Origin of the sequence: Blautia sp. AF19-13LB, from assembly GCF_003479105.1 — a bacterium.
Taxonomy (GTDB): Bacteria; Bacillota; Clostridia; order Lachnospirales; family Lachnospiraceae; genus Fusicatenibacter; species Fusicatenibacter saccharivorans.
Window position 1 is genome coordinate 1 of the sequence record NZ_QUGO01000015.1, and the last position, 22,786, is coordinate 22,786.

General features: G+C 46.4%; 19 protein-coding genes. 12 read left to right on the top strand and 7 right to left on the bottom strand.

The genetic code is table 11. From position 1 onward, the window contains the following. Positions 1-4: 4 nt before the first annotated feature. From tnpB to DWX32_RS14490, 6 genes are all read left to right on the top strand, one after another. Positions 5-1,048, top strand: a complete 1,044-nt coding sequence (gene tnpB / locus DWX32_RS14465) for an IS200/IS605 family element RNA-guided endonuclease TnpB (protein ID WP_243037602.1) — start codon at positions 5-7, stop codon at positions 1,046-1,048. 135 nt (positions 1,049-1,183) lie between these two features. Further along, positions 1,184-1,375 (top strand): HTH domain-containing protein, encoded by a 192-nt coding sequence (locus DWX32_RS20760; RefSeq protein WP_238033612.1) that lies wholly within the window; start codon positions 1,184-1,186, stop codon positions 1,373-1,375. Between the two features lie 120 nt (positions 1,376-1,495). Further along, positions 1,496-1,675: a hypothetical protein gene (locus DWX32_RS14475; protein WP_028086473.1), complete on the top strand. Its 180-nt coding sequence runs from the start codon at positions 1,496-1,498 to the stop codon at positions 1,673-1,675. 432 nt (positions 1,676-2,107) lie between these two features. Beyond that, a complete protein-coding gene (locus DWX32_RS14480; protein WP_117762244.1) occupies positions 2,108-4,981 on the top strand; it encodes a response regulator in 2,874 nt (957 codons plus the stop codon). Positions 4,982-5,061: 80 nt separating this feature from the next. Beyond that, positions 5,062-5,358, top strand: coding sequence for a hypothetical protein (locus tag DWX32_RS14485; RefSeq protein ID WP_117762245.1), 297 nt, complete (start codon positions 5,062-5,064; stop codon positions 5,356-5,358). Then, complete coding sequence (locus tag DWX32_RS14490; protein WP_055221365.1) at positions 5,345-7,267, top strand: hybrid sensor histidine kinase/response regulator; 1,923 nt, start codon at positions 5,345-5,347, stop codon at positions 7,265-7,267. The genes DWX32_RS14485 and DWX32_RS14490 overlap by 14 nt, the downstream gene beginning before the upstream one ends. Before the next feature lie 93 nt (positions 7,268-7,360). Here DWX32_RS14490 and DWX32_RS14495 read toward each other — a convergent pair whose 3' ends face one another. Both DWX32_RS14495 and DWX32_RS14500 read right to left on the bottom strand, forming a co-directional pair. Continuing rightward, positions 7,361-8,416, bottom strand: a complete 1,056-nt coding sequence (locus DWX32_RS14495; protein ID WP_082424725.1) for a DUF4097 family beta strand repeat-containing protein — start codon at positions 8,414-8,416, stop codon at positions 7,361-7,363. A 17-nt stretch (positions 8,417-8,433) separates the two neighbouring features. Further along, positions 8,434-8,751, bottom strand: coding sequence for a PadR family transcriptional regulator (locus tag DWX32_RS14500; protein WP_022463160.1), 318 nt, complete (start codon positions 8,749-8,751; stop codon positions 8,434-8,436). A 213-nt stretch (positions 8,752-8,964) separates the two neighbouring features. Here DWX32_RS14500 and pflA point away from each other — a divergent pair, with 213 nt between their 5' ends. From pflA to DWX32_RS14515, 3 genes are all read left to right on the top strand, one after another. Beyond that, positions 8,965-9,744 (top strand): pyruvate formate-lyase-activating protein, encoded by a 780-nt coding sequence (pflA, locus tag DWX32_RS14505; protein WP_330421834.1) that lies wholly within the window; start codon positions 8,965-8,967, stop codon positions 9,742-9,744. Positions 9,745-9,979: 235 nt separating this feature from the next. Then, entirely contained in the window at positions 9,980-10,327 is a 348-nt protein-coding gene (locus tag DWX32_RS14510; protein WP_022463162.1) for a HEAT repeat domain-containing protein, read from the top strand. A gap of 247 nt (positions 10,328-10,574) precedes the next feature. Beyond that, positions 10,575-12,152, top strand: coding sequence for a flotillin family protein (locus DWX32_RS14515; RefSeq protein WP_226906392.1), 1,578 nt, complete (start codon positions 10,575-10,577; stop codon positions 12,150-12,152). 93 nt (positions 12,153-12,245) lie between these two features. On the opposite strand, the gene DWX32_RS14520 is transcribed toward DWX32_RS14515, so the two are convergent. The 3 genes from DWX32_RS14520 to DWX32_RS20240 all read right to left on the bottom strand — a co-directional run bounded on the left by DWX32_RS14520 (position 12,246) and on the right by DWX32_RS20240 (position 13,869). After that, positions 12,246-13,136, bottom strand: coding sequence for a LysR family transcriptional regulator (locus DWX32_RS14520; RefSeq protein WP_117510270.1), 891 nt, complete (start codon positions 13,134-13,136; stop codon positions 12,246-12,248). Positions 13,137-13,283: 147 nt separating this feature from the next. Continuing rightward, complete coding sequence (locus DWX32_RS14525; protein WP_330421835.1) at positions 13,284-13,757, bottom strand: ATP-binding response regulator; 474 nt, start codon at positions 13,755-13,757, stop codon at positions 13,284-13,286. Next, positions 13,660-13,869 (bottom strand): hypothetical protein, encoded by a 210-nt coding sequence (locus DWX32_RS20240; RefSeq protein ID WP_226906391.1) that lies wholly within the window; start codon positions 13,867-13,869, stop codon positions 13,660-13,662. The genes DWX32_RS14525 and DWX32_RS20240 overlap by 98 nt, the downstream gene beginning before the upstream one ends. Positions 13,870-14,107: 238 nt before the next feature. On the opposite strand from DWX32_RS20240, the gene DWX32_RS14530 reads away from it, so the two are divergent. The 3 genes from DWX32_RS14530 to DWX32_RS14540 all read left to right on the top strand — a co-directional run bounded on the left by DWX32_RS14530 (position 14,108) and on the right by DWX32_RS14540 (position 20,412). Further along, entirely contained in the window at positions 14,108-15,979 is a 1,872-nt protein-coding gene (locus tag DWX32_RS14530) for a beta-N-acetylhexosaminidase (protein WP_117762250.1), read from the top strand. Between the two features lie 217 nt (positions 15,980-16,196). Continuing rightward, the gene (locus DWX32_RS14535) at positions 16,197-17,186 is read left to right on the top strand and encodes a glycoside hydrolase family 130 protein (protein WP_055221374.1); all 990 of its coding nucleotides are present in this window, start codon (positions 16,197-16,199) and stop codon (positions 17,184-17,186) included. A 115-nt stretch (positions 17,187-17,301) separates the two neighbouring features. Next, entirely contained in the window at positions 17,302-20,412 is a 3,111-nt protein-coding gene (locus DWX32_RS14540) for an alpha-mannosidase (protein ID WP_118660423.1), read from the top strand. A 138-nt stretch (positions 20,413-20,550) separates the two neighbouring features. On the opposite strand, the gene DWX32_RS14545 is transcribed toward DWX32_RS14540, so the two are convergent. Both DWX32_RS14545 and DWX32_RS14550 read right to left on the bottom strand, forming a co-directional pair. Then, positions 20,551-21,573 carry a LacI family DNA-binding transcriptional regulator gene (locus DWX32_RS14545; protein WP_117814257.1) on the bottom strand — a complete coding sequence of 341 codons (1,023 nt, stop codon included), beginning with the start codon at positions 21,571-21,573 and terminating at the stop codon, positions 20,551-20,553. A gap of 51 nt (positions 21,574-21,624) precedes the next feature. Then, positions 21,625-22,692 (bottom strand): carbohydrate-binding family 9-like protein, encoded by a 1,068-nt coding sequence (locus DWX32_RS14550; RefSeq protein WP_055221380.1) that lies wholly within the window; start codon positions 22,690-22,692, stop codon positions 21,625-21,627. Positions 22,693-22,786 lie beyond the last annotated feature (94 nt).

Here is a 22,786-nt window from a genome sequence, read left to right on the forward strand (position 1 = left end):
CTTCATCCACCAGACGCTGGGATGCTGCAGGTTCATCTATAACCGGGGACTTGCCATGCGTAAGGAAGGCTATGAAAAAGGGAAAAAAATCGGCTATGGCCAGACTTCTGCCATGCTGACGGAACTGAAAAAGCAGGAAGAGTTTGCTTTTCTGAAAGAAGTCGATTCCATCGCATTACAGCAGTCATTGCGGGATCTTGACCGGGGATTTGTAAACTTTTTTCAAAAAAGGGCGTCCCATCCAACTTTCAAAAGCAAACATAACCATTTTCAGTCGTACAGAACGGTAAATCAAAAAGACAACATTCGTATCGTGGGAAGATATATCAAACTTCCGAAGCTCGGATATGTGAAAGTGCGTCAGTCAATGGAAGTGGGAAACATTCATCACGTAACCATTGAGCATACGCCATCCGGAAAATATTTTGCGGTTTTGAACGTTGAATTTGAACCGGAACCGCGACCTAATCAGGGTGGAACGATTGGGATTGATGTTGGAATCAAAACGTTCTATTCTGACAGCAACGGAAATACAGTAGCGAATCCCAAATATCTGGAACGCTCGATGCGAAAACTTGTAAGGGAACAGCGCAGACTTTCCCGAAGAGAGAAAGGATCCCATAACCGGGATAAGCAGCGAATTCGAGTTGCCAAAGTACATGAAAAAGTAACGAATCAAAGAAATGATTTCCTGCAGAAACAGTCAACGATGCTGGTGTGTGAAAACCAAACCATCTGCATCGAAGACCTGCATGTAAAGGGAATGATCCGGAACCATAAACTGGCAAAGTCGATAGCCAGTGTTTCGTGGGCAAAGTTTTTCGAAATGCTGGAATATAAAGCTGTGTGGTATGGAAATGAAATCCGCAAAGTACCAACGATGTATCCGAGCAGCCAGACCTGCAGTGCCTGTGGCTATCGGAATCCGCTGGTGAAAAATCTGCGCATTCGTATCTGGGAGTGCCCCGGCTGTCATGCAGTTCATGACCGGGATACGAATGCAGGCATCAATATCTTGAAAAAAGGACTGCAGCTGCAGTCGGCATAAAGATAAGAAAACTGTACCGCAGGGCATGCGGGAACAGTATAAATATAGCCTGTGGACACCGTGTAAGACATTGCAGTACCGTAAGGTATTTGCCAATGCAATGGTGGAAGAAACAGGAATCCCCCTGCTTTAGCTGTGGGGAGTGTCAAAAAGTTACTTTCAGAAGATCATCAATTATCAGCAGTTAAGTTAGCTGAAAAAATTGGGGTTGCCAGTCGAAATATTGAGAACAATATTAAGAAGTTAAAAGAGTATGGTATTCTTATAAGACATGGATCTCCAAAGAATGGTTACTGGGAGATTGTAGATAAAGATCTACAGGAGTGAGAAGTAAATTAGTCCAAGATAGCTCAAGATTAGTCCAAGAGAATATATATATAACAAAAATAGATTGACATTTTGTAGTAATCAGTAGTAAACTGTACTTGTGGAAAGGAAGTGATATGTTTGGCTAGAAAAACACCAAAAGATGGCAAAGAAGAAAACATACGAGTACGGGTGACTCCAGAACAAAAACAGAGACTTGTTGAGTATGCAGAAAGACACTATCAGAGCATGAGTGGTGTTGTATGTCAGGCATTGGATCTCCTGTACGCAAGAGAAGAACAACAAAATAATAAAGAGTAAAATGGAGTTATTTTGGAGTTTATTTCTTCATAAGCGGTGCGAAAAACACAAAATCAGAACGCATGTTCGAAACACAAACTTCTAATAACAGCCTTTGCGTGTCATGAAACGCAGTCCGCAAAGGAGTTCGAGTAACGGACTAAAATGCCGAAAGCCTGTATTTATGCGGGTTTTCGGCATTTGTTTTATCGAATGGCTCTAGTTTGGCTCTATTTGTGGGGAGAGTAATAGCAAGATTAAGGAGTAAAAGAATGTAATTACTCTGTTAGTAAATTGACACAAGTTGGCTGTAGAGTATAATTATAGTAAAAGTACAGCAGAAGCTGTCGCAAAGATATTTATAAAAATGTTGTGGAGGTATTGAACATTAATGAATGTAAAATTAGAATCTGCAAGCAAGCAAGCGACTGTAGCCTGGAGGGTGGGAGAAAGATGAAGAAGTGCAAATTAGTACAGAATATAAGAAATTTCAAATTTTGTTATTTTATATTTTGCATAATGATATGTTTGGTTGTTTTTCCTGTTTCCACATCTGCCCAAGAAAATTCTGATCATGTTATCCGGGTAGGATCTTTTGAGGAAACTTATAATGTAGTCAATGAAAAGGGAGAAAGAAGCGGCTATGGTTATGAGTATCTTCAAGATATTGCAGGTTATGCAGGATGGACATATAAATACATAACAAGTGATTGGAAAAACTGCTTTACACAGTTGGAAAATGGAGAAATTGATATTCTTGGTGGCATTTCCTATACAGACGAACGTGCTGAAAATATGCTTTTTTCCGATATGCCTATGGGGGAAGAGAAATATTACATCTATACGGATGCATCCAATATGGATCTTACAGCAGGAAATTTGGATTCTTTTGAGGGAAAAAATATTGGTGTGCTTAAAGATAATATAACGGAGGATGTGCTTAACGAATGGGAGTTAAAGTATGGTCTGCATACGCAGCATGTCAATGTTTCTAATACCGCAGAAGTTATGGACAAACTGTCGAAACACGAAATTGACTGCTTTGTTTCGGTAGAAGAATCCCGTTGGGAAGAATCGGATATTTCACCGATTACAAGTATTGGAGAGACAGAAATCTATTTCGCTATAAATCCAGAACGTCCGGATATCAAAGAAGCACTGGATAGTGCTATGCGCAGAATCAAGGATGACAATCCATTTTACACTGATGATCTCTACAGGCGTTATCTTTCTGCACAGAGCAGCTCGTTTCTTTCAAAAGAAGAAAGGGAGTGGATCGGGCAGCATGGAGCAATCAGGATAGGGTATCTGAATCAGGATGGAGGTATCAGTAGTGTAGATCCATCAACAGGCAAATTGACAGGTGTTATCACAGATTATGTGGATCTTGCAGAAAATTGTCTGCAAGGTCAGACTCTGGAATTTGAATTAAAGGGGTATGATACAAGAAGTGAACTGCTTCAGGCATTGCAGGATGGAAAAATAGACCTGATTTTTCATACAAACCAGAATCCATACTTTGCAGAAACAAAAGGAGTTGCTTTGTCGGATACGCTATTGACTCTCAATATGGCAGCAATTACGGCAAAGGATTCTTTTGATGAAAATAAAGAGAATACAGTTGCCGTTGAAAAAGATAATTTTTCATTGAAGGCATATCTTTCATACAATTATCCAAAATGGGAGATTATAGAATATGGGACATCAGATGCAGCAGTAAAAGCGATGCAGAAAGGGGAGGCAGATTGCATTGTAAGCAGTTCAGGTACTGTTTCTGACTATTTGAAAAATAATAAGCTTCATAGTGTTTTCCTGACAAAAGAAGCCGATGTTCCATTTGCTGTTCGGCAGGGAGAACCGGTTCTTTTGTCCATTCTGAATAAAACACTGACATCTATGCCTACAGCTCAATTTTCGGGTGCAGTAGTTTCGTATAATGCTTCCTCACGAAAAGTTACAGTGAGGGATTTTATTCAGGATAATTTACTGACAGTTTCACTTATCGTTGGAATTTCTTTTTTCGTTGTTCTGTGTATCATTCTTCGTTCTTGGAAGAAGTCAAAACGTGCGGAGGAAAGATTCAAGAAATCTGCTGAACAGGCATTAAAACTGAATCAGGAACTGGAAGAAAAACGGCAGGAATTACAAAATGCACTTGTAGAAGCACAGAGTGCCAATAAGGCTAAGACTTCCTTTTTAAATAACATGTCTCATGACATCAGGACACCGATCAATGGCATTATGGGCATGCTTACAATTCTTGAAAAAAGCGGAAATGATGGTGAGCGGGCAAAAGATTGCCTGAATAAAATAAATGAGTCTTCGAAACTGCTATTATCATTGGTAAATGATGTTTTGGATATGGCAAAGTTAGAATCGGATACCGTGGTTTTTGGTGATGAATCCATCAATCTGGATCAGGTATGTAAAGAAATCACGGAGTCGCTATACTTTCAGGCAGAAGAAAAAGGACTTCATGTTATAGGAGAACATGATGATTACAGTGGTATATATGTTTGGAGCAATGCAGTTCATCTGAAAAAAGTATTGATGAATCTGTTTACAAACAGTATGAAGTACAATAAGGTGAATGGTTCTATTTACATGAGTATGAGAACGATTGAAAGATCAGAAGATCACATGACATGTGAATTTAAAATAAGAGATAATGGAATTGGAATGTCAGAAGAATTTATAAAAAATGAATTGTTTACTCCATTTGTACAGGCAGATAATTCCCCACGTTCTGATTATAATGGGACAGGTCTGGGAATGCCTATTGTGAAACAACTTGTAGAAAAGATGGGCGGAACCATAACCGTTGAAAGCAAGCTTGGTGAAGGAAGCTGTTTTACCGTAATACTTCCATTTAAAATTGATACGAATGCACGGTCAGAAGAAAAAGAAGATTTTGATGCAGATATATCAGATATCAGGATATTGCTGGTTGAAGATAATGAGCTGAATGCGGAAATAGCAGAATTCATGCTGACGGAAAATGGTGCTAAAGTAGAAACAGTGAACAATGGGTTAGAAGCTGTTCAGCACTTTGAAGCTTCCGCACCGGGAACGTATGATGTTATTTTGATGGATGTTATGATGCCGGTGATGGATGGTCTTACAGCTACAAGAACAATAAGAGCTCTGGAGCGGCAAGATGCAAAAACTATCCCTATCATTGCTATGACTGCAAACGCATTCAGGGAAGATGCCGAAAGGTGTATGGAAGCAGGAATGAACGCACATCTTGCAAAGCCGTTGGATGATAAAAAAATTAAGCAGACCATAAGCGAAGAGTTGAGAAAGCAAAATGCCTGTCATGAATGATTATGAGGCAACCGCAGCAATCAGGAGCCTTCTAGGTGCATGGGATAAGCAGACAGGAAACATAGAGAGAGGATTTGGTTATGACAGAACAGAAACTGTATCAGTTTTGTGATACAATGGCTGCATCTGAATACCGCTCGCTGATCCGTCCATTTCTGGATATCTCTACACTTTCATCAAGATTGAAGGCGGAAGAATGCATTTCCACAGAATACCGTATGTGTGATGGCAGTTGGCACAGAATGCTTTTTACTGTAAAAAAAAGGGATGAGTCTGGAAATGTAACCCATGTTTGTAAAATACGTGAAGAGTTGAGACGTTTTTGTATTAAATTAAAATTAGATAAAAGGCATGTGAAATACGATGATGAAAAATAACTATATAAAACAAAAAAGAAAAGATCAAAATCCGGTAAATCATTGGAAAATTTTTGAGGGACGGTTGGTATTCCTTCTGGCAATGGTGATTTTGGCTGTTGTCGCATATACTTTTATTTTACAACAAGCATATACCAAAACTGCTCTGAAAACAGAAATTGAACGAGATATTTCCAGTGCAGATGCGGTTCATAAGCTGGTAAATGACAGACTGGGACGAAAAGATTTTAATGAAATAAAAAGTAAAGCTGATGAGAATACAGAACTATTCAAGAATATGTCGACATATATGAATGAAATCAGAACGCTGAATTCTACGAGATATATTTACACAGCAACCAGAAATGAAGACGGTAGATTGATTTACGTTGTAGACGGACTGGATCCATCGGCTGGTGACGTCAGACATCCAGGAGATCCGATTGAAAAGGAGATGGTTCCTTATATAGAAAAAGCACTTTCTGGAAAAACAGTATATTCTCAGGATATTGTTGATACAACATGGGGACCTATTTTTACAGCCTGTTATCCTGTGACAGCGGAAGATGAATCTAATGAAGTGATAGGTGCTTTCTGCATAGAAATGGATATGCAGAAAGCGTATGGAATGGTTGAGAAGACGAATAAGTTAAGTATTGTACTGGGATGCATTACAGCGTGTATTTTGGTAATATTATGTACCTGTGGATATTCTGTATATAAGAAGCAAAAAGAAAATGAGCAGAAACAGCAAAAACTGTTGCAGGAAGCTGCAAGACTGGCCGATTCAGCTAATAAAGCAAAATCAACATTTCTATTTAATATGTCTCATGATATTCGTACCCCTATGAATGCAATCATTGGATATGCAGAATTGGGAGAGAAACATTTAAAGGAGCCAACTATATTAGAGGATTACTTTGAAAAAATATTATTGTGCGGAAAGAAAATGCTGCATTTGATTGATAACATTCTTGAATTAGCACGAATCGAAAACAACCAAGCAACGCTGGATGAAACAATAACAGATGTTTCTAAAAACTTTGATTTATGTATTGATATGTTTAGAAAACCGATAGAAGAAAAACATCAAACACTGAAAGTCAATAAGAACATTCGATATCCATACCTGCATATGGATGATGCAAGATCATCTGAAATTACGATTAACATTTTGAGTAATGCTGTGAAATACACGGGTGAAGGCGGTAACATAAGCTGTACATTGAACCAATATCCCGGCGAAAAAGAAGGTTGGAGTGTATTAGAGCTTATCATAGCAGACAACGGAATCGGAATGTCAGAAGAATTCCAAAAACATATTTTTGAATCATTTTCACAGGAACGATCTTCGTCAGACAGCGGAATAGAAGGTAGCGGACTTGGCATGGGAATCGTGAAGAAACTGGTGGATTTAATGAATGGCAAGATCACAGTTCAGAGCAAACCGGGAGCAGGTTCTACTTTTACAATCACGCTTCCATTAAAAATAGCAAATGCGGAAGAAAGGAATCCGAAACATGCAGACGGTCAGTTGAATATCAAAAAACTGGAAGGAAAAAGGGTTCTTCTGGTAGAAGATAATGACTTGAACGCAGAAATTGCAACGGAACTTTTGACGGAAGAGGGAATCATGATAGAAAGAGCGGAGAACGGCGTTGCATGTATTGATATGTTTAACAAAGCAAAGCAAAATTACTACAGTCTGATTCTGATGGATATTCAGATGCCGATTATGAACGGATATGAAGCATCCAGGAGAATTCGAGAACTGAAAGACGGTAACAAATCGCAGATTCCAATTGTTGCAATGACAGCAAATGCGTTTGAAGAAGATAAGAAGATGGCTTTGGCAAGTGGCATGAATGATCATGTTGCAAAACCAATAGATATGAATGTATTATTGCCGACTATTATGAAATATATGTAAAGGAAGAAAGAAGGACACTGATTTTGTAGTCAGTGTTCTTCTTACATATCAGTCGACTAAAGAAAAACATTTTATCCAGTCCATTCTTTTTTGTCAGTTTTCTGCCGGCAAGTCAGAGAGCAGGACATTTCCGTTGACGGTACTTGCCTGAATGGTGAAGGCAGAAATACCGGAGCGGGTGAATGTTTTTGTGTAGGATTCCGTTCTTCCATTGGAGACGAGGCGGATTTTTCCGGTTGTCGTGGATGCATGAATGGACGCATCGGCAAGGTCGTGCGGGAGATGGAGTTTCACGGAACCGTTGACGGATTTTGCTGTCAGGGACTCGGAACAGGTTCCCTCGAAGAGGACTTTGCCGTTGACACCGTTTAAAGCTGCGCGGGAGCAGTCGCCGGTGATTTCAAGTCTGCCGTTTGTGGCGGAAACATCGAGGCTGTCTGTGCGCAGACGGGTCAGGACGATCTTTCCGTTCGCAGCCTGTATGCGGCAGCTGGATGCGGAAAGGGAATCGCCGGTGATTTTGCCGTTTGTGGCGGAAATTTCGAGCGTAGTAAGGGAGAGGGTATCAAGCCCGGTCGCGCCGTTCAAAGAGCGGAGCGTCAGCTTCTGTACGGTGGACGGCACCTGGAAGGAGAACACCTCTTTCTGGTGATTATTGCAGAAAAGATGTTTCCAGAATACGGAAGGGATGAGCTTTTTCTCTCGCAGACAGAACGTATTGCCCTCAATGCCTGCTTCGAAGCGGTCCGGATCGAAGTCGCCGGAAAAGTCAAACTCAACCGAAGCGGAAGTGCCCGGAGCAAAGTCGGCAGAAGCGTTCCGCAGGGAGATTTCCATAGCGGTGATGGCGGTGGAAGGGGCGTACGGGTAGTTCGGATGTGTTTCTTCAGAATTGGAGTGGGTTTTCTCCTGTGGCAGCACGTTTGCAACAGGCTGCTCCGTTGTGGCATATTCCTGACGGAAAAATTCGAGGACATCGTCGACATTGCCGAGTTCCGCACAGATTTCCTCATCGGAGAGACCCTGGCTGCGGGCGTCGGCGAAATGGGATTCGAAATCGTTTAAAATTTCCTCTGCGGCGGCAGAATCAAAGGATGCAAGGCCCTGTTTCAATGCATTCATATAAGTTTCATACGTTGTATTCATCATGATTTTCCTTTCTATCGTCAGATCGTTTCATCTGAAATCAGTCGGTTGATCTGCTGGGTGAAATCCAGCCATTCCTGTTTTTTCTCCTGCTGATAAGCTGTTCCTGCTTCAGTCAGATGGTAATATTTCCGGGCAGGGCCGGATGCGGATTCCTGCAGATACGTTTCCACGTAACCGGCTTCCTTGAGTCGTTTTAAAATCATATAGAGCGTTCCTGCGGCGATGGACATTTCGCGGGAAATGGCGTCTGTCAGCTCATAGCCGTATTTGTCCTCTTTTGTCAGCTGGGAGAGGACACAGAGCTCGAGGACGCCCTTTTTGAGTTGTGGATTCATATGAACACCTCCTTGTTGAGTAGATCATAACACAGACTATATCATAATGCAATATAGCGAACCAAATTTTTATCCTGCCATGTGTTCGATTTTGTACATGGAAATGACTTGAAAAGAACCGCGGATTTCCGTATAATCAAGCAGAACCCTGAAATTTGACCGGAAAATACAGAAAAATAGAAAGATAGTAAGTTGGAAAGAAGAGGAAAAAATATGAGTGAAATGAATCAGAATAACAATGGCCCGGTAAAGGGCGCGGTCCATTCGATCGAGAGCTTCGGATCCGTCGACGGACCTGGCGTACGCTACGTGATTTTCGTGAAGGGCTGCAACATGCGCTGCCAGTTCTGCCACAACCCGGATACCTGGACGATGAAAGATGCCGACTGGCAGACCGCAGATGAGGTGCTGAAAAAGGCGCTCCGCTACAAAAATTACTGGGGCGAAAAGGGCGGCATTACTGTAAGCGGCGGAGAACCGCTGCTGCAGATCGACTTCCTGATCGAGCTGTTCCGCAAGGCAAAAAAGAACGGCGTTCACACAACGCTGGATACCAGTGGAAATCCGTTCACAAGAGAGGAGCCGTATTTCAGCAAATTTAATGAGCTGATGAAATACACCGACCTGTTGATGCTCGATATCAAGCTGATTGACGACAAGGCGCACAGAGAGCTGACCGGCTGCACCAACGAGAACATCCTCGACCTGGCGCGCTACCTTGACGAGATCGGCAAACCAGTCTGGATCCGCCACGTCCTCGTCCCGGAACGCAGCGACTACGATGAATACCTGATTCGCCTCGATGAGTTTTTACACAGCCTGCACAACGTACAGCGCGTAGAGGTTCTCCCATACCACACCCTCGGCGTATTCAAATGGGAAACCTTAGGAATCCCATACAAACTCGAAGGCATCAATCCGCCGACCAAAGAGCGCGTGGAAAACGCCAATAAACTGCTGCATACGGCGGAATATACGGGATATCTGAAATAAAAAGCAGAACAACAAGAAAAAAATGTGAAAAAGTAACAATTTTTATAAAAACTTTATAGTATTTCTGTTCAAAAACCAGAAGAAAAGGAGTATAATTTCTGTTATGGACGAGAGCATGGTTGCAATGTGGCGGACATGACAGGGACGACAGCAAAAACACTACGAACCTTTTTGATTCGCCGCGGCAGTTGCTGCATCCACCAAAAATAAGAGCAAAAAGAAAGAAGGATTTACAATGTTTGGTTCAAAAGAGGCATCGGAAGACAAGCTGAAAAAAATGGTGGAAAAAGGAAAATGGGACAAATTAAGAAAACAGTATCTGGATTCGGACAAGACAACGCAGGTAGCGCTTGCAAAAGCCTGTGCAGCTTCGAGAAATGATGGTTCTGTTAATATTCTGACTTCTCTTCTGGAAGTAGACGATGTAGACGTAAAAATCGCGGCCGTTACGAGCCTTGGTGAGGTTGGAGACGATCACGTAACAGCACTGATCCGTCAGCTGGCCGTCAAGACACCGGCAGATCAGACGGAGCTGAAAGCAGCGATCACAAAAGCGCTGGAGAAGATTGTCGAAAGAGCATAAGAGCAGGATCAGTGAAAAAAAGGAAAGGCGAAGAAGTTTCTGTAAAAAGAAGCTCCTTCGTTTTTTTGTTGCAAGGCATATCAGAATCTGCTCCAGCGGATTGTTTTTGCCCGAACAGAAATCTTACAAAATCGTAATAATAATGCAGTTGTATCTATCCCGCAAAAAATGCTATAGTGAAAATAACACAGACACAAAAGCAGAACGCGGAGCGAAAAGCATCCGCAGAAAAAAGGGAGGAAACAAGATGGAATTTGTATTCGAACATGCAACCATGATTGCCGTGATCGCCGTTGTGGTGATCATTCTTGCCATTCTGGCGAGCGGTTATGTGAAGGCGCCGCCGGATACCGCATTTATTATTTCCGGTTTCCAAAAAGGCCAGCGGATCCTGATCGGTAAAGCCGGCATCAAGCTCCCATTCTTTGAGCGGCTGGACAAGCTGAGTCTGAAGCTGGTAGCGATTGATGTGAAGACGAGCGACGCCGTGCCGACCGCTGACTACATCAATATTCAGGTGGATGCAGCCGTCAACATCAAAGTCGGGGACGAACCGCAGAAGCTTCAGAAAGCATCCCAGAACTTCCTGAACCGCGACAGCGAATATATTGCCAAGGTTGCAAGAGAAGTCCTTGAAGGAAACATGCGTGAGATCGTTGGAAAGATGCGTCTGGAAGAGATGGTTTCCGACCGTCAGAAGTTTGCGGAGCTGGTCAAAGAAAATGCAGAACCGGACCTGGCTGCGATGGGACTTGACATCATCAGCTTCAACGTACAGAATTTCGTCGATTCCAATCAGGTCATTGAAAACCTCGGTATCGACAATATCGTAAAAATCAAGAAATCCGCGGCGATCGCCCGTGCCAATTCCGAGAAAGAAATCAAAATTGCCCAGGCGCGTGCAAATAAAGAGGCGAACGATGAGCGCGTTCTTGCCGAGACTGAGATCGCAAAGAAAAACAATGATCTGGCAATCAAGTCGGCAGAGCTGAAAAAAGAGTCCGATATCAAAAAGGCAGAGGCAGATGCAGCGTACAAGATTCAGGAAGAGCAGCAGAGAAAAGAGCTGGAAATCACTTCCGCGAATGCGAACATCGCCCGTCAGGAGCGCGAGGTTGAGCTCCGTGCCAGAGAAGTAGAAGTAACCGAGAAATCCCTCGAGGCAGAAGTCAAGAAGAAAGCCGAGGCCGAGCGTTACGCAAAACAGCAGCAGGCAGAGGCAGATTTGTACCGCCGTCAGAAAGACGCAGAGGCAGACCAGTTCGAAAAAATCCGCGAGGCGGAGGCAAAGAAAGCCCAGGCAGAAGCCCAGCGCTATGCGATGGAGCAGGAAGCACTCGGTATCAAGGCAAAAGGTGAGGCGGAAGCCGCATCCATCCGTGCCCAGGCACTTGCAGAGGCCGAAGGTATGGAGAAGAAAGCTGAGGCTTACCAGCGCTACAACAAAGCCGCAATGGCAGAGATGATGATCAAGGTTCTGCCGGAGATCGCCGGAAAGATCGCAGAGCCGCTCAGCCAGATCGACAAGATTACGATCATCGGCGGCGGAAGCGAAGACAACGGCATCGGCTCCGTAGCGGGCAATGTGCCGGTGGTGATGGCAAAGCTGTTTGAGTCGATGAAAGAGGCGACCGGTGTCGATCTCTCCGAAATCATGAGAGCCGATACATACGATGCAAAAGTAAACCGCAACATTCAGATCTCCAGCCCGGAAGAGCTCAAAGAGTATCTGAAAGCAGAAGCCGGAAAGGCAGCAGCGGATGCAGAAAGCCCGGAAAAAGCGGAAGCATCCGAACCGGTGCAGAAAGACGGCAGCGAGCAGTAAATCCAGAACGGATCATAAAAACAGAAAAAGAGGCAGGGATCCAGAAAAATTTCTTGAGGATCCTGCCTCTTTTGACGTATAGATCGGAAAAAGTTATTCGGCGCCTTTTTCCAGCATGCTCATGAACTCTTTTGCCGCCTGCGGGATCGGCAGATGGGAGCTGTGGGCAACGACAAGCTGGCGCGGCGGAAGCTCCTCCACGAGGTCGAGCTGGAAGGCCGCCGTCTCTTTTACAAGGCAGTAGTCCGGCACAAACGCGATGCCAAGGCCGATACTCGCCAGGTCGATCAGAAGATCGTTGCTGCCAAGCTCAATTTCCGGCACGAGGTCGAGCTGGAACCGCTGAAACTGGCTGTGCAGGAACTCACTCGTCGTACTCTTGCGGTCGAGCATCAGAATCGGGTACTGCAGCAGCTCTTTTAAGTGAACCGGCCTGTTTTCCAGTTCCGGGTAATATTCGCCGTTTGCGATGAAGATATCGTGGAACGAATGAATCGGAATCGTTTGAAGACGGCTGGAAAGATGCGAGTTTGGATAATTGGTCACGATGAAATCCACCTGGCCGGATTCCAGCAGATCGACGCACTGGGTCGAAGTCTGGTTTGTCACCTTGATGTGGACATTCGGAAAGGAGCGGTGGAAACGGTTCAGGTACGGAACAAGGAAATAGCGGCAGATTGTGTCGCTCGCGCCGATGCGGAGCTGGCCGCCGCCAAGCGTTCCCGCTTCCATAATCTGTGCTTCACCGCGCGCAATCAGGTTGATCGCAGGCTCTACGTGGCGCAGCAGCGTTTCTCCCTCCGGCGTTAACTGCACGCGCTTTGTACTGCGGATAAAGAGCGTGATTCCAAGCTTTTTCTCCAGTACCTTGATCGACTGGCTGACCGCCGACTGCGAGATAAAAAGCAGCTTGGAGGCCTCGGAAAAACTGAGTGTGGTGGCAACGTAATAGAAAACCTTATATAACTCGTAATTAATATCCAAAATAAGCACCTCTTATAAAATATGATACCTTCACTCTAGCACACTTCCCCGAAAGAATGCAAGAAAAAATCTGCCGGAGCCGTGAACTTTTTCTCCTCTTTTTCGAGTAAGAGAAAATTCACGGTTCCGGCAGATAAGAAAGGGGAATCAGCCAAGCACTTTGGCAATGGCGCTGTCCAGCGTGCGGATCTGGCGCGTTGCAGAGTATCCGTCGAGTTTCGGCATCTGAATATCCATCAGCACCAGATCGAACTGATCCGGCGCTGCGGTGCGGAGCGTCTCAACGGCAACATCGCCGTCGTCTGCAAGGCTGACGGAAAATCCGGCGTTCGAAAGGAGCTCCATCGCGATTTCCTGTACCATATGGCTGACGTTGATCGCCATGCCAAGTCCCGTACCCTGAATGCCGCTGACCGTAGAAGTCTCCTCGCGTGTAAGCGATTCAAAGAGGTGCTCCTGGAATTCCCGGCTCATGCCGATGCCGTTGTCGCGGACGTGGAATTCGTAGAGCGCATACCCTTTTTTATAGTACGGTTTCTGAATAATACGGACAATGATGGTGCTGCCGTTCTGTGTGAATTTCGTGGCATTGCTCAGCAGATTCAGCAGAATCTGGTTCAGGCGGAAAAAGGTGCTGGCCGGAGGTGGAAATCTTGTTCAGGTATTCCTGCACCTGGTCCGGCTGATTGACGTGGGCGGCAGCCAGAGCGGTAAAGCCGATGATCGCATTCATCCGAAAAAACAGATTTTGTTCCGGAATGAAAATGGGAAACAAAAGTTACTTTACATATAAAAGAGCAGAACAGGAAGAAATTTTGAAAAAAATTGAAGAAAATTACAAATTATTGTGGAATATGTGGAAAAAATATGGTAGGATGGGGGAGAAGAGAAAAGTGGTTTCAAAATGTTACTTAACGTTCAGTGAAAGTTCTATGGTTACAAAGAAAACAAAAAACAAGAGGAGAAGGAAAATGAAATTTTTACCAAAACCAAAAGAGGTAAAACTCCTGACGGGGGAACATGCACTCTGCTATGACGGCAGAATTGTACTGGATGGCAGACTGCTGGGAAATGGGGATACGTATGCGAAAGTGCTGCAGAAGGGAATCAAAAAGGAAACCGGAATGCAGTACGATATCGGATACGGCGTTCCGGGAAGAAAAGAGACCGGCGCGATTGTACTGGAACTGGATGAGACAAGGAAAAGCCAGCAGTATGTGCTGCAGGTGACAGAGGAGGAAATCCGCATCCAGGGCGGAGACGGAGCCGGCGTGCTCTACGGTGTGCAGACGCTGTGCCAGATGATGCACGAATACGGTGCACTGCTTCCTGCCGTGCGGATCGAGGATGAGCCGGATCTGCCGGTGCGCGGCTATTATCTCGATGAGACGAGAGGCCGTGTGCTGACACTTTCCTATTTAAAACAGGTGGCAGACCGCATGGCGTACTACAAGCTGAACCAGCTGCAGCTCTATGTGGAGCACACGTATCTGTTCTCCGGACTTTCCGAGATGTGGCGCGATGAGACGCCGCTTACGGCAGAGGAAATCCGCGAGCTGGATGCGTACTGCGCAAAGCTTCATATCGAATTGGTGCCGTCGATCGCAACGTTCGGCCATCTGTACATGCTGCTCTCCACAAAGAGCTATGGCGACCTCTGTGAATTCCCAGACAGCTGGAAAGAGCCGTTTTCCTTCTGGGACCGGATGCAGCATCACACGGTGGATGTCTCCGGCGGCAGAGCGATCGAGCTGATCAAGGCCATGATCGAGGAGTACATGGCGCTTTTTGCCACGGATAAATTCAACATCTGCGCGGACGAAACGTTCGACCTTGGAAAAGGAAAATCGAAACCGCTGGCAGACGAGAAAGGCGTTCACCGCCTGTATATCGACTATGTAAAAGAGCTCTGCGAGTTTCTCGTGGCAAAAGGCAAAAAGCCGATGTTCTGGGGCGATATCATCTGCGCACAGCCGGAGCTGATCAAAGAGCTGCCAGAGGAAACCGTCTGCCTGACCTGGGGCTATGCAGCCGAGCAGAGAGAGCATGAGGCAAAAGTGATGGCGGAAGCTGGTGCAAGACAGTATCTCTGTCCTGGGGTCGGCGGCTGGAACCAGTGGATGAACCTGGTGGAGAACAGCTACAAAAATATCGCACGGATGTGCGGCTATGCGAGAAAATACCATGCGGAAGGTGTTCTGAACACAGACTGGGGTGACTGCGGCCACATCAATCAGCCGGACTTTTCCCTTCCTGGCATGATCTATGGAGCCGTCTTCTCCTGGGGAGACGATACCGACAGCTTTGAGGAGCTGAATGAACAGATTTCCCGTCTGGCCTACGGCGACCGGAGCGGAAAATTCGTTTCCTATATGGCAAAAACGGCAGAATGCTCCATCTTTGACTGGTGGGATGCCAACGTCGTTTACGAGGAAAAAGTGCTCGGTCATCCGAACAACCGGAATGCGCTGTTTGACGCGAGAATCCAGGATGAGGCGAAGCGTGCAGCTGCAAAGGAAACAATTGCGGCTCTGAAAAAAGAACTGAAAAAGACAGCCGGTGCTCTGGAAGAATCCTGCCGTCCAATGGTTCCGGTGCTGGAACTCACGATGGAAGCGATTGACATCTGGAATGAGACGGGCGCGAGAATGTGTGACATTGAGCTTGGAAAAGAAAAGGATGAGACAGCCTGCGCGGCACTTGCGGGACGGCTGGAAACCTGGTTTATGAAGTATAAAGCGTCCTGGAGAAGCATCAGCAAAGAAGGCGATCTGCACCACATTTCAGAGATTGTATTCTGGTATGCCGACATTCTGCGGGGAAGAAAACCGTACGAAAAATAGAAAAAATCCATTTGTGAACAAAGATGAACACAAATAGAAAATAAATGAACGATAAAAAGTAACAAAGAAAACGAAAATTTACATAAAAGTGAACAAAAACACTTGACTTTTGCGCAGAAATGGACGAAGATAGAAGTATCGGATCGAAAGATCAAAAATGTCCGTATGGCGTGACAAGAGAGAAAGAAAAAAATAATTTTCACAGAGGGAAACAATCATGAGTAAAATCATCGGAAACAATCTGCCGGATATGCCTTGGCAGGAAAAACCAGCAGGAGAGCACATGCCGGTATGGCGCTATGATCAGAACCCGATCATCGGCCGTTACGAGCAGAAACGTTCCAACAGTATCTTCAACAGCGCAGTCGTACCGTTCGAGGACGGATACGTAGGTGTATTCCGCTGCGACAGCCGTTCCATCAGCATGGACATCTTCGTTGGAAGAAGTAAAGACGGTATCCACTGGGAGATCGAGGATGAACCGATCAAATTTGAGGGCGCTGACGAGGAGATTCTGACAAGAGAGTACCGTTATGACCCGCGTGTCTGCAAAATCGACGACAAATACTATGTAACCTGGTGCAACGGCTATCACGGCCCGACCATCGGTGTTGCTTACACCTATGACTTCAAGAAATTCGTTCAGCTTGAGAACGCATTCCTTCCATTCAACCGTAACGGCGTGCTGTTCCCGAGAAAGATCAACGGCTACTACATGATGATGAGCCGTCCAAGCGACAACGGCCATACACCGTTCGGCGATATCTTTGTCAGCCAGAGTAAAGATATGGAATTCTGGGGAAGACACCGTCACATGATGAGCCCGGTCCGCGGCGATGAGTCTGCATGGCAGTGCACCAAGATCGGTGCCGGCCCGGTTCCGATCGAAACAGATGAGGGATGGCTGCTGATCTACCACGGCGTTATCACAACCTGCAACGGATACGTATATCGTATGGGATGCGCACTGCTTGATATCGACGAGCCGTGGAAAGTAAAATACAGAACGAAAGACTATATTATGGCTCCGATCACCCAGTACGAGTGCATGGGTGATGTTCCGAACGTAGTATTCCCGTGCGCAACCTTAAGCGATGCAGCAACCGGAAGAATCACTATCTACTACGGATGCGCAGATACTGTAACCGGTATGGCATTCACAACCGTAGATGAGCTGCTGAACTATGTGAAAGAGAATAGCCTTTGATTTATAAGATAACTTAAAAAGCGACAAGTCCGCCGGGCTTACGGGTGAAAGAAGCCTGCAGGTCCGGCGGACTTTCTTTTTAAAAATGACCCCATGGACAGCATAAGGAGGCACTATGAAATTTGTAAAAGAGCGTGTGAACGTAATCTGCCAGGAACTGGCAAGACTTTCGATTTCACAGAAAATTAAAATCACCGATATGCAGGTGAAAAATGGATGCTATATCACACCGGCAGAGGCCGATGCATCAAAAGAGCCGTGGACATCGTTTGATACGGTCAATGACCGCTGGTACGGACCGGACAAACATTACTGGTTCCGCACCACCATCACCATTCCGGAGAGCTTCGATGGAAAAAATCTCTGGATGAGAGTCCATGCAGGACTGGACGAATGGGATGACGGAAGAAACCCGCAGTTCCTGCTGTTTGCAAACGGCGAAGTGATCCAGGGTATGGATATCAACCACCGCGAAGTACTTGTAAGAGAAAATGCAAAGGCCGGTGAAAAAATCCAGCTTGACCTGCAGTCCTACACCGGAACGCTGCACAGCGAGTTCCGTCTGCTGGCAGACCTTGAGGAGCATGATGCGAAAATCGAGGAGATCTATTACGACCTCATCGTTCCGATGCAGGGCCTGAACCGTATGGACGAGGATAATAAAACGCGTCTGGATCTCGAAACCGCACTGACCAACACGATCAATCTGCTGGACCTGCGCAAGCCGTACAGTAAAGAGTTCTACGCTTCCATCGAAGAGGCAGAAAAATGCATCCAGGAAGAGATCTATGAAAAAATGGGCGGCTGGGACGAAGTTGTGGCAACGTGCATCGGCCACACCCACATTGATGTGGCATGGCTGTGGACGATTGACCAGGTTCGCCAGAAATCCTGCCGAAGCTTTGCAACGGTATTAAAACTGATGGATGAGTATCCGAACTATCATTTCATGTCAAGCCAGCCGAAGCTCTACAGCTTTGTAAAGGAAAGACACCCGGAAGTATACGAGAAAATCCGCCAGAGAGTCAAAGAAGGACGCTGGGAGCCGGAAGGCGGCATGTGGGTTGAGGCAGACTGCAACCTGACATCAGGAGAGTCCCTTGTGCGTCAGTTCCTGTTCGGAAAACGCTTCTTCAAAGAGGAGTTCGGTGTAGACAACAAAATTCTGTGGCTGCCGGACGTGTTCGGATACAGCGCTGCCATGCCGCAGATTCTGAAAAAATGCGGAATTGATTACTTCATGACGACAAAGCTGGCATGGAACGAGTTTAACAAAGTGCCGTACGATACCATGAACTGGGAAGGAATCGACGGAAGCAAAGTTTTCACGCATATGATCACAACGCTCGGCGTCGGCCAGCCGGAGACCAGCTTCTTTACGACATACAACGGCATGCTGCATCCGGATGCAATCATGGGCGGCTGGGACCGCTATCAGAATAAGGATATCAACAACGATATTCTGATCAGTTATGGCTACGGGGACGGCGGCGGCGGCCCGACCAGAACGATGCTTGAGACATCCAAACGAATGGAAAAAGGCATCAAGGGCGTGCCGAAAGTACGCCAGGCATTTGCGAGAACGTATTTCGACGAACTGCATGAGAAAGTAAAAGACAGCAAACGCCTCCCAACCTGGATCGGCGAGCTGTATTTCGAGTTCCACCGGGGAACGTATACTTCGATGGCACGCAACAAACGCGGAAACCGTAAGAGCGAGTATGCGATGATGGAATTAGAGCTTCTGTCCGTTCTGGCAGAAAAGGCCGGAAAAGCATATCCGACCGAAGAACTGAACCGCATGTGGGAGATGATCCTGACAAATCAGTTCCACGATATTCTGCCGGGTTCCTCCATCCATGAGGTATATGAGCAGACGAAGAAAGAGTATGCGGAAATTGCAGAAACATCTGCAAAACTGATCGGTGAGCGTCTGGATGCACTCTGTGCGAAGAAGGACGAGAGTGTGACCGTATGGAATACGCTGGGCCATAGAAGAAACGATATCGTAGAGCTGGGCACAAACAGCGCTGAGGCACTGACCGATGGAACGAACGTGTATCCGGTACAGCAGACGAAAGACGGAGCGGTTATTTACGCAGAAAATCTGCCGTCCAAGGGATATCAGGTACTGCGCCCGGTAAGCGGATCCGTTGTGAAAACACCGTTTGCCATAGCAGAAGCAGGAGAGGGATATACCCTTGAGACACCGTTTTACACCATTGCAATCGATGCAAACGGCGAATTTACTTCCCTGTTTGACAAAGAAAATGACCGTGAAGTACTTCAGATCGGAAAAACAGGAAATGAACTGCGGATCTATGAGGATAAACCGCTGCAGTACAGCGCATGGAATCTGGACATCTTCCATACCGAGAAATCCTGGAAGGTAGAGGGCGTGCGCCGCATGGAGTGGACAGAAAACGGTCCGGTCCGTGCAACCCTGGAGATCGAGCGCGAAGTGATGGATACCGTCATCCGCCAGCAGATCCACTTCTACGCAAAAGACCGCAGAATCGACTTCGAAACCTACGTTGACTGGAAATTTGCCGAGCATGTGCTCAAAGTTCACTTCCCGGCAGACGTTCACAGCGACGAGGCAACGTACGATATCCAGTTCGGTAATGTGACAAGAAAACTGCACACCAACACAAGCTGGGATCAGGCAAGATTCGAGGTATGCGGCCACAAATGGGCCGATCTCTCCGAGGGAGGCTACGGCGTCAGCCTGATGAACGACTGCAAGTACGGCTATTCCATGAAGGACCGTGTGATAACACAGACCCTGATCAAATCCGGAACCGAGCCGAATCTGACCGCAGACCAGGAAGAACATTTCTTTACCTACTCTCTGTATCCGCACGCAGGAACATGGCGCGAGGCAGGTACGGTACAGGAAGCACTGAACCTGAACGTGCCGGCAAAAGCTGTTTCCAGTGCGGCAGAAAAAGACCGTATGGAATTCCTGTCCGTGGACAAGCGCAACGTTGTGCTTGAGACCGTGAAAAAGGCAGAGGACGGCGATGGCATCATTGTGCGTCTGTATGAGGTGGAGAATGCGAGAACGAAAGTGACACTGTACTGCGCAGATGCGATTCTTTCCGCAGAGGAAACCAATCTGCTGGAGCAGCCGGCAGAGAGTGCCATTGATGTGAAAGAAAACGAGATTTCACTTACGATCAAACCGTACGAGATCCGTACCATCCGCATTCGCACGACAAAATAAGAAATCAGAACAGAAAATGCTTCCGGGAGCGCAGAACCAATGCGTTCCCGGAAAAAAGAAAACACAAAAAAGACACCGGATCCGAAATAAACGGAAGACGGTGTCTTTTCAAAAAGCAAAATTAGAAAAACGGTTGCATCAGTCGCCGGTGGAAGCGCGGTACAGAACTTTGGATTCCAGATACGTCACTTCATGCGGCGTGTGCGGATATTTGATCCGGTAAAGAATCTGAAGCGCCAGGCGGGAGCCGAGCTCCTCATTGAAGACCTGAACGGTAGTCAGATTTTCTGCCAGAAGATCCTCGATATTGTTGTCAAAGCCGGATACGGCAACGTCCTCCGGCACGCGCAGTCCCCGCTTTTCAAGAAGCTGCATCAGAATACAGGCAACGTAGTCGCTGGCGCAGACAAAAGCGTCCGGCATGCGGGAAAGGGAGGAAAGGAAAGAATCGATTTCCTCGCGGTAGGAGTCAATCCCAAGCGGTGTGGTCAGGCAAAGAGAAGGATTCGGTGTTTTTCCGGCATCCATCAGTGCCTGGCAGAAGCCCTCATAGCGTTCGCGGTTGGACTGTGCGTAGCCGATATCACCCATGAAGCCCGGAAGGGTGCGTCCTTTCTCGAGAAGATGGGCGGTGATATTGCGGACGCTGTTCCGGCTCTCCATCAGGAGAAGGTCGCCGTTCAGTTCATACGGGGATACGAGGGAGGAAGTGTCCAGGAACACTTTGGGAATCTGTGTCTCTGCGAGCAGACGCAGAAGACGTTCGTTGTACACGTTCAGAACAATGATGCCGTGGACGCTTCCGTTTGTAAGTGTGGGCGGGAGAAAATACGTTTTATCCGCCGAAGTCGGAAGATACGTGTAAACGAGATTGACATTGTGTGTTGAAAATACTTTTGCAATCTGGTGGATGATGGTCATCCAGAAAAGTGAGGTTTCCGGTCTGCAGACGGCAACTGCAATGTTGACCGGCGTGGTCTCCTCCGCGCTGGAAGGATATTGAAAATCTTCCGGGATGGCATAGCCAAGCTCCTGGGCTTTGGCGATGACCTTGGTGCGCAGGGAATCGGAGACACCTTCGTGTCCGCTGAACACCTTCCAGACGGTGGTCCGGGAGATGCCCAGGGAATTTGCAATTTCCTGTAAAGTGACTTTTTTCATAGTTTCAACCGATCCTGTTACAAATTTTAACTACTAACCGATATTATACGCTTAAAGTGTAATTTTTTCAACCTTTCCGTTGGAATACAGAAGGAGGAGATGTGCACGATCGGCACTCGGACAGGAAATCAGGTACGTACGGCTGGTGGTTTCAATGGTATATCCAAGATCTTTTACAGATTTATTCCAGTCGTTCGGTGCATACGCATCCAGCGTTTTCTGCAGTTCATCGAGGCTGCTGCTGTAGGAGCCGGTTGTCTCAAACAGAATATTTTCTGCGTAATACAGCTTGCGGAGCTCCCATTTGCGATACTCGTCCTCCGGAATGGTGCTGTCGCATGGAGCATCCTCGCGGTCCTCGGAGAAGAAGACGAAAGCCCACAGCTCCGGATAATGAATATTGATGACGCCGGTCGGAGCCCATACCCAGTTGTCTTCCGGGAGAACATTTCCGTTTTCATCGGTGCGTTTTACGTAAGTGTTGTCCTTGACATCCACATTCCACTGCACACGGGAGAAGTTCATACGGTAAAATTCTCCGTTTTTCGGTGCGCGGCGCTCTTTTTGGTATTCGTAGAGAGCAGAGAACGGAATCACAACCTCAACACTCCAGCCTTTGTTTTCAGCGGAAGGATCGTTGATGGAACCGTCCACATGGACAGCGGTGCGAAGGCCGTGCATATCGTAGCCATTGAGGCCGCTGCCGCCGTCGCGGTACGGCTCTGCGAGAAACAGATCCCATACCGTGTTCAGAACGTTCATTTCAAATTCATAGTAATGGTACGTATCGGAATCCGGGTCAACGAAGATCTCGAAATCGTTGTCAAAGTAGATGACAGAATCGCGTTCTGTTAAATGACCCCAGATTTCATCGCCGGCAAGGTCGGCAGCAACGTAAAGATTTTCATCATCCCAGAGCATTTTTGCGCGGGTGACAAAACGCGGAAGCGGCATGTGGCTGCCCTGAATATCCAGAAATTCATCGGTATACGGTGCGTCCTCCCAGAATGGTTTGTTGATATTTCCGTCCAGATGGAACTCTTTTTTTGCGCGGTGGCAGGTATAAACCGGCGGTGCAAACGGGACAGCCGGAACCGGAATCGTGATGTTTTTGCTCATAAGTAAAAACCTCCCTTTGTAATTTGCAAAATTTAGTAGCGAAAGGTATCATAACACTAAAAGTAATAAATTTCAACATGAAAAATGAACAAAA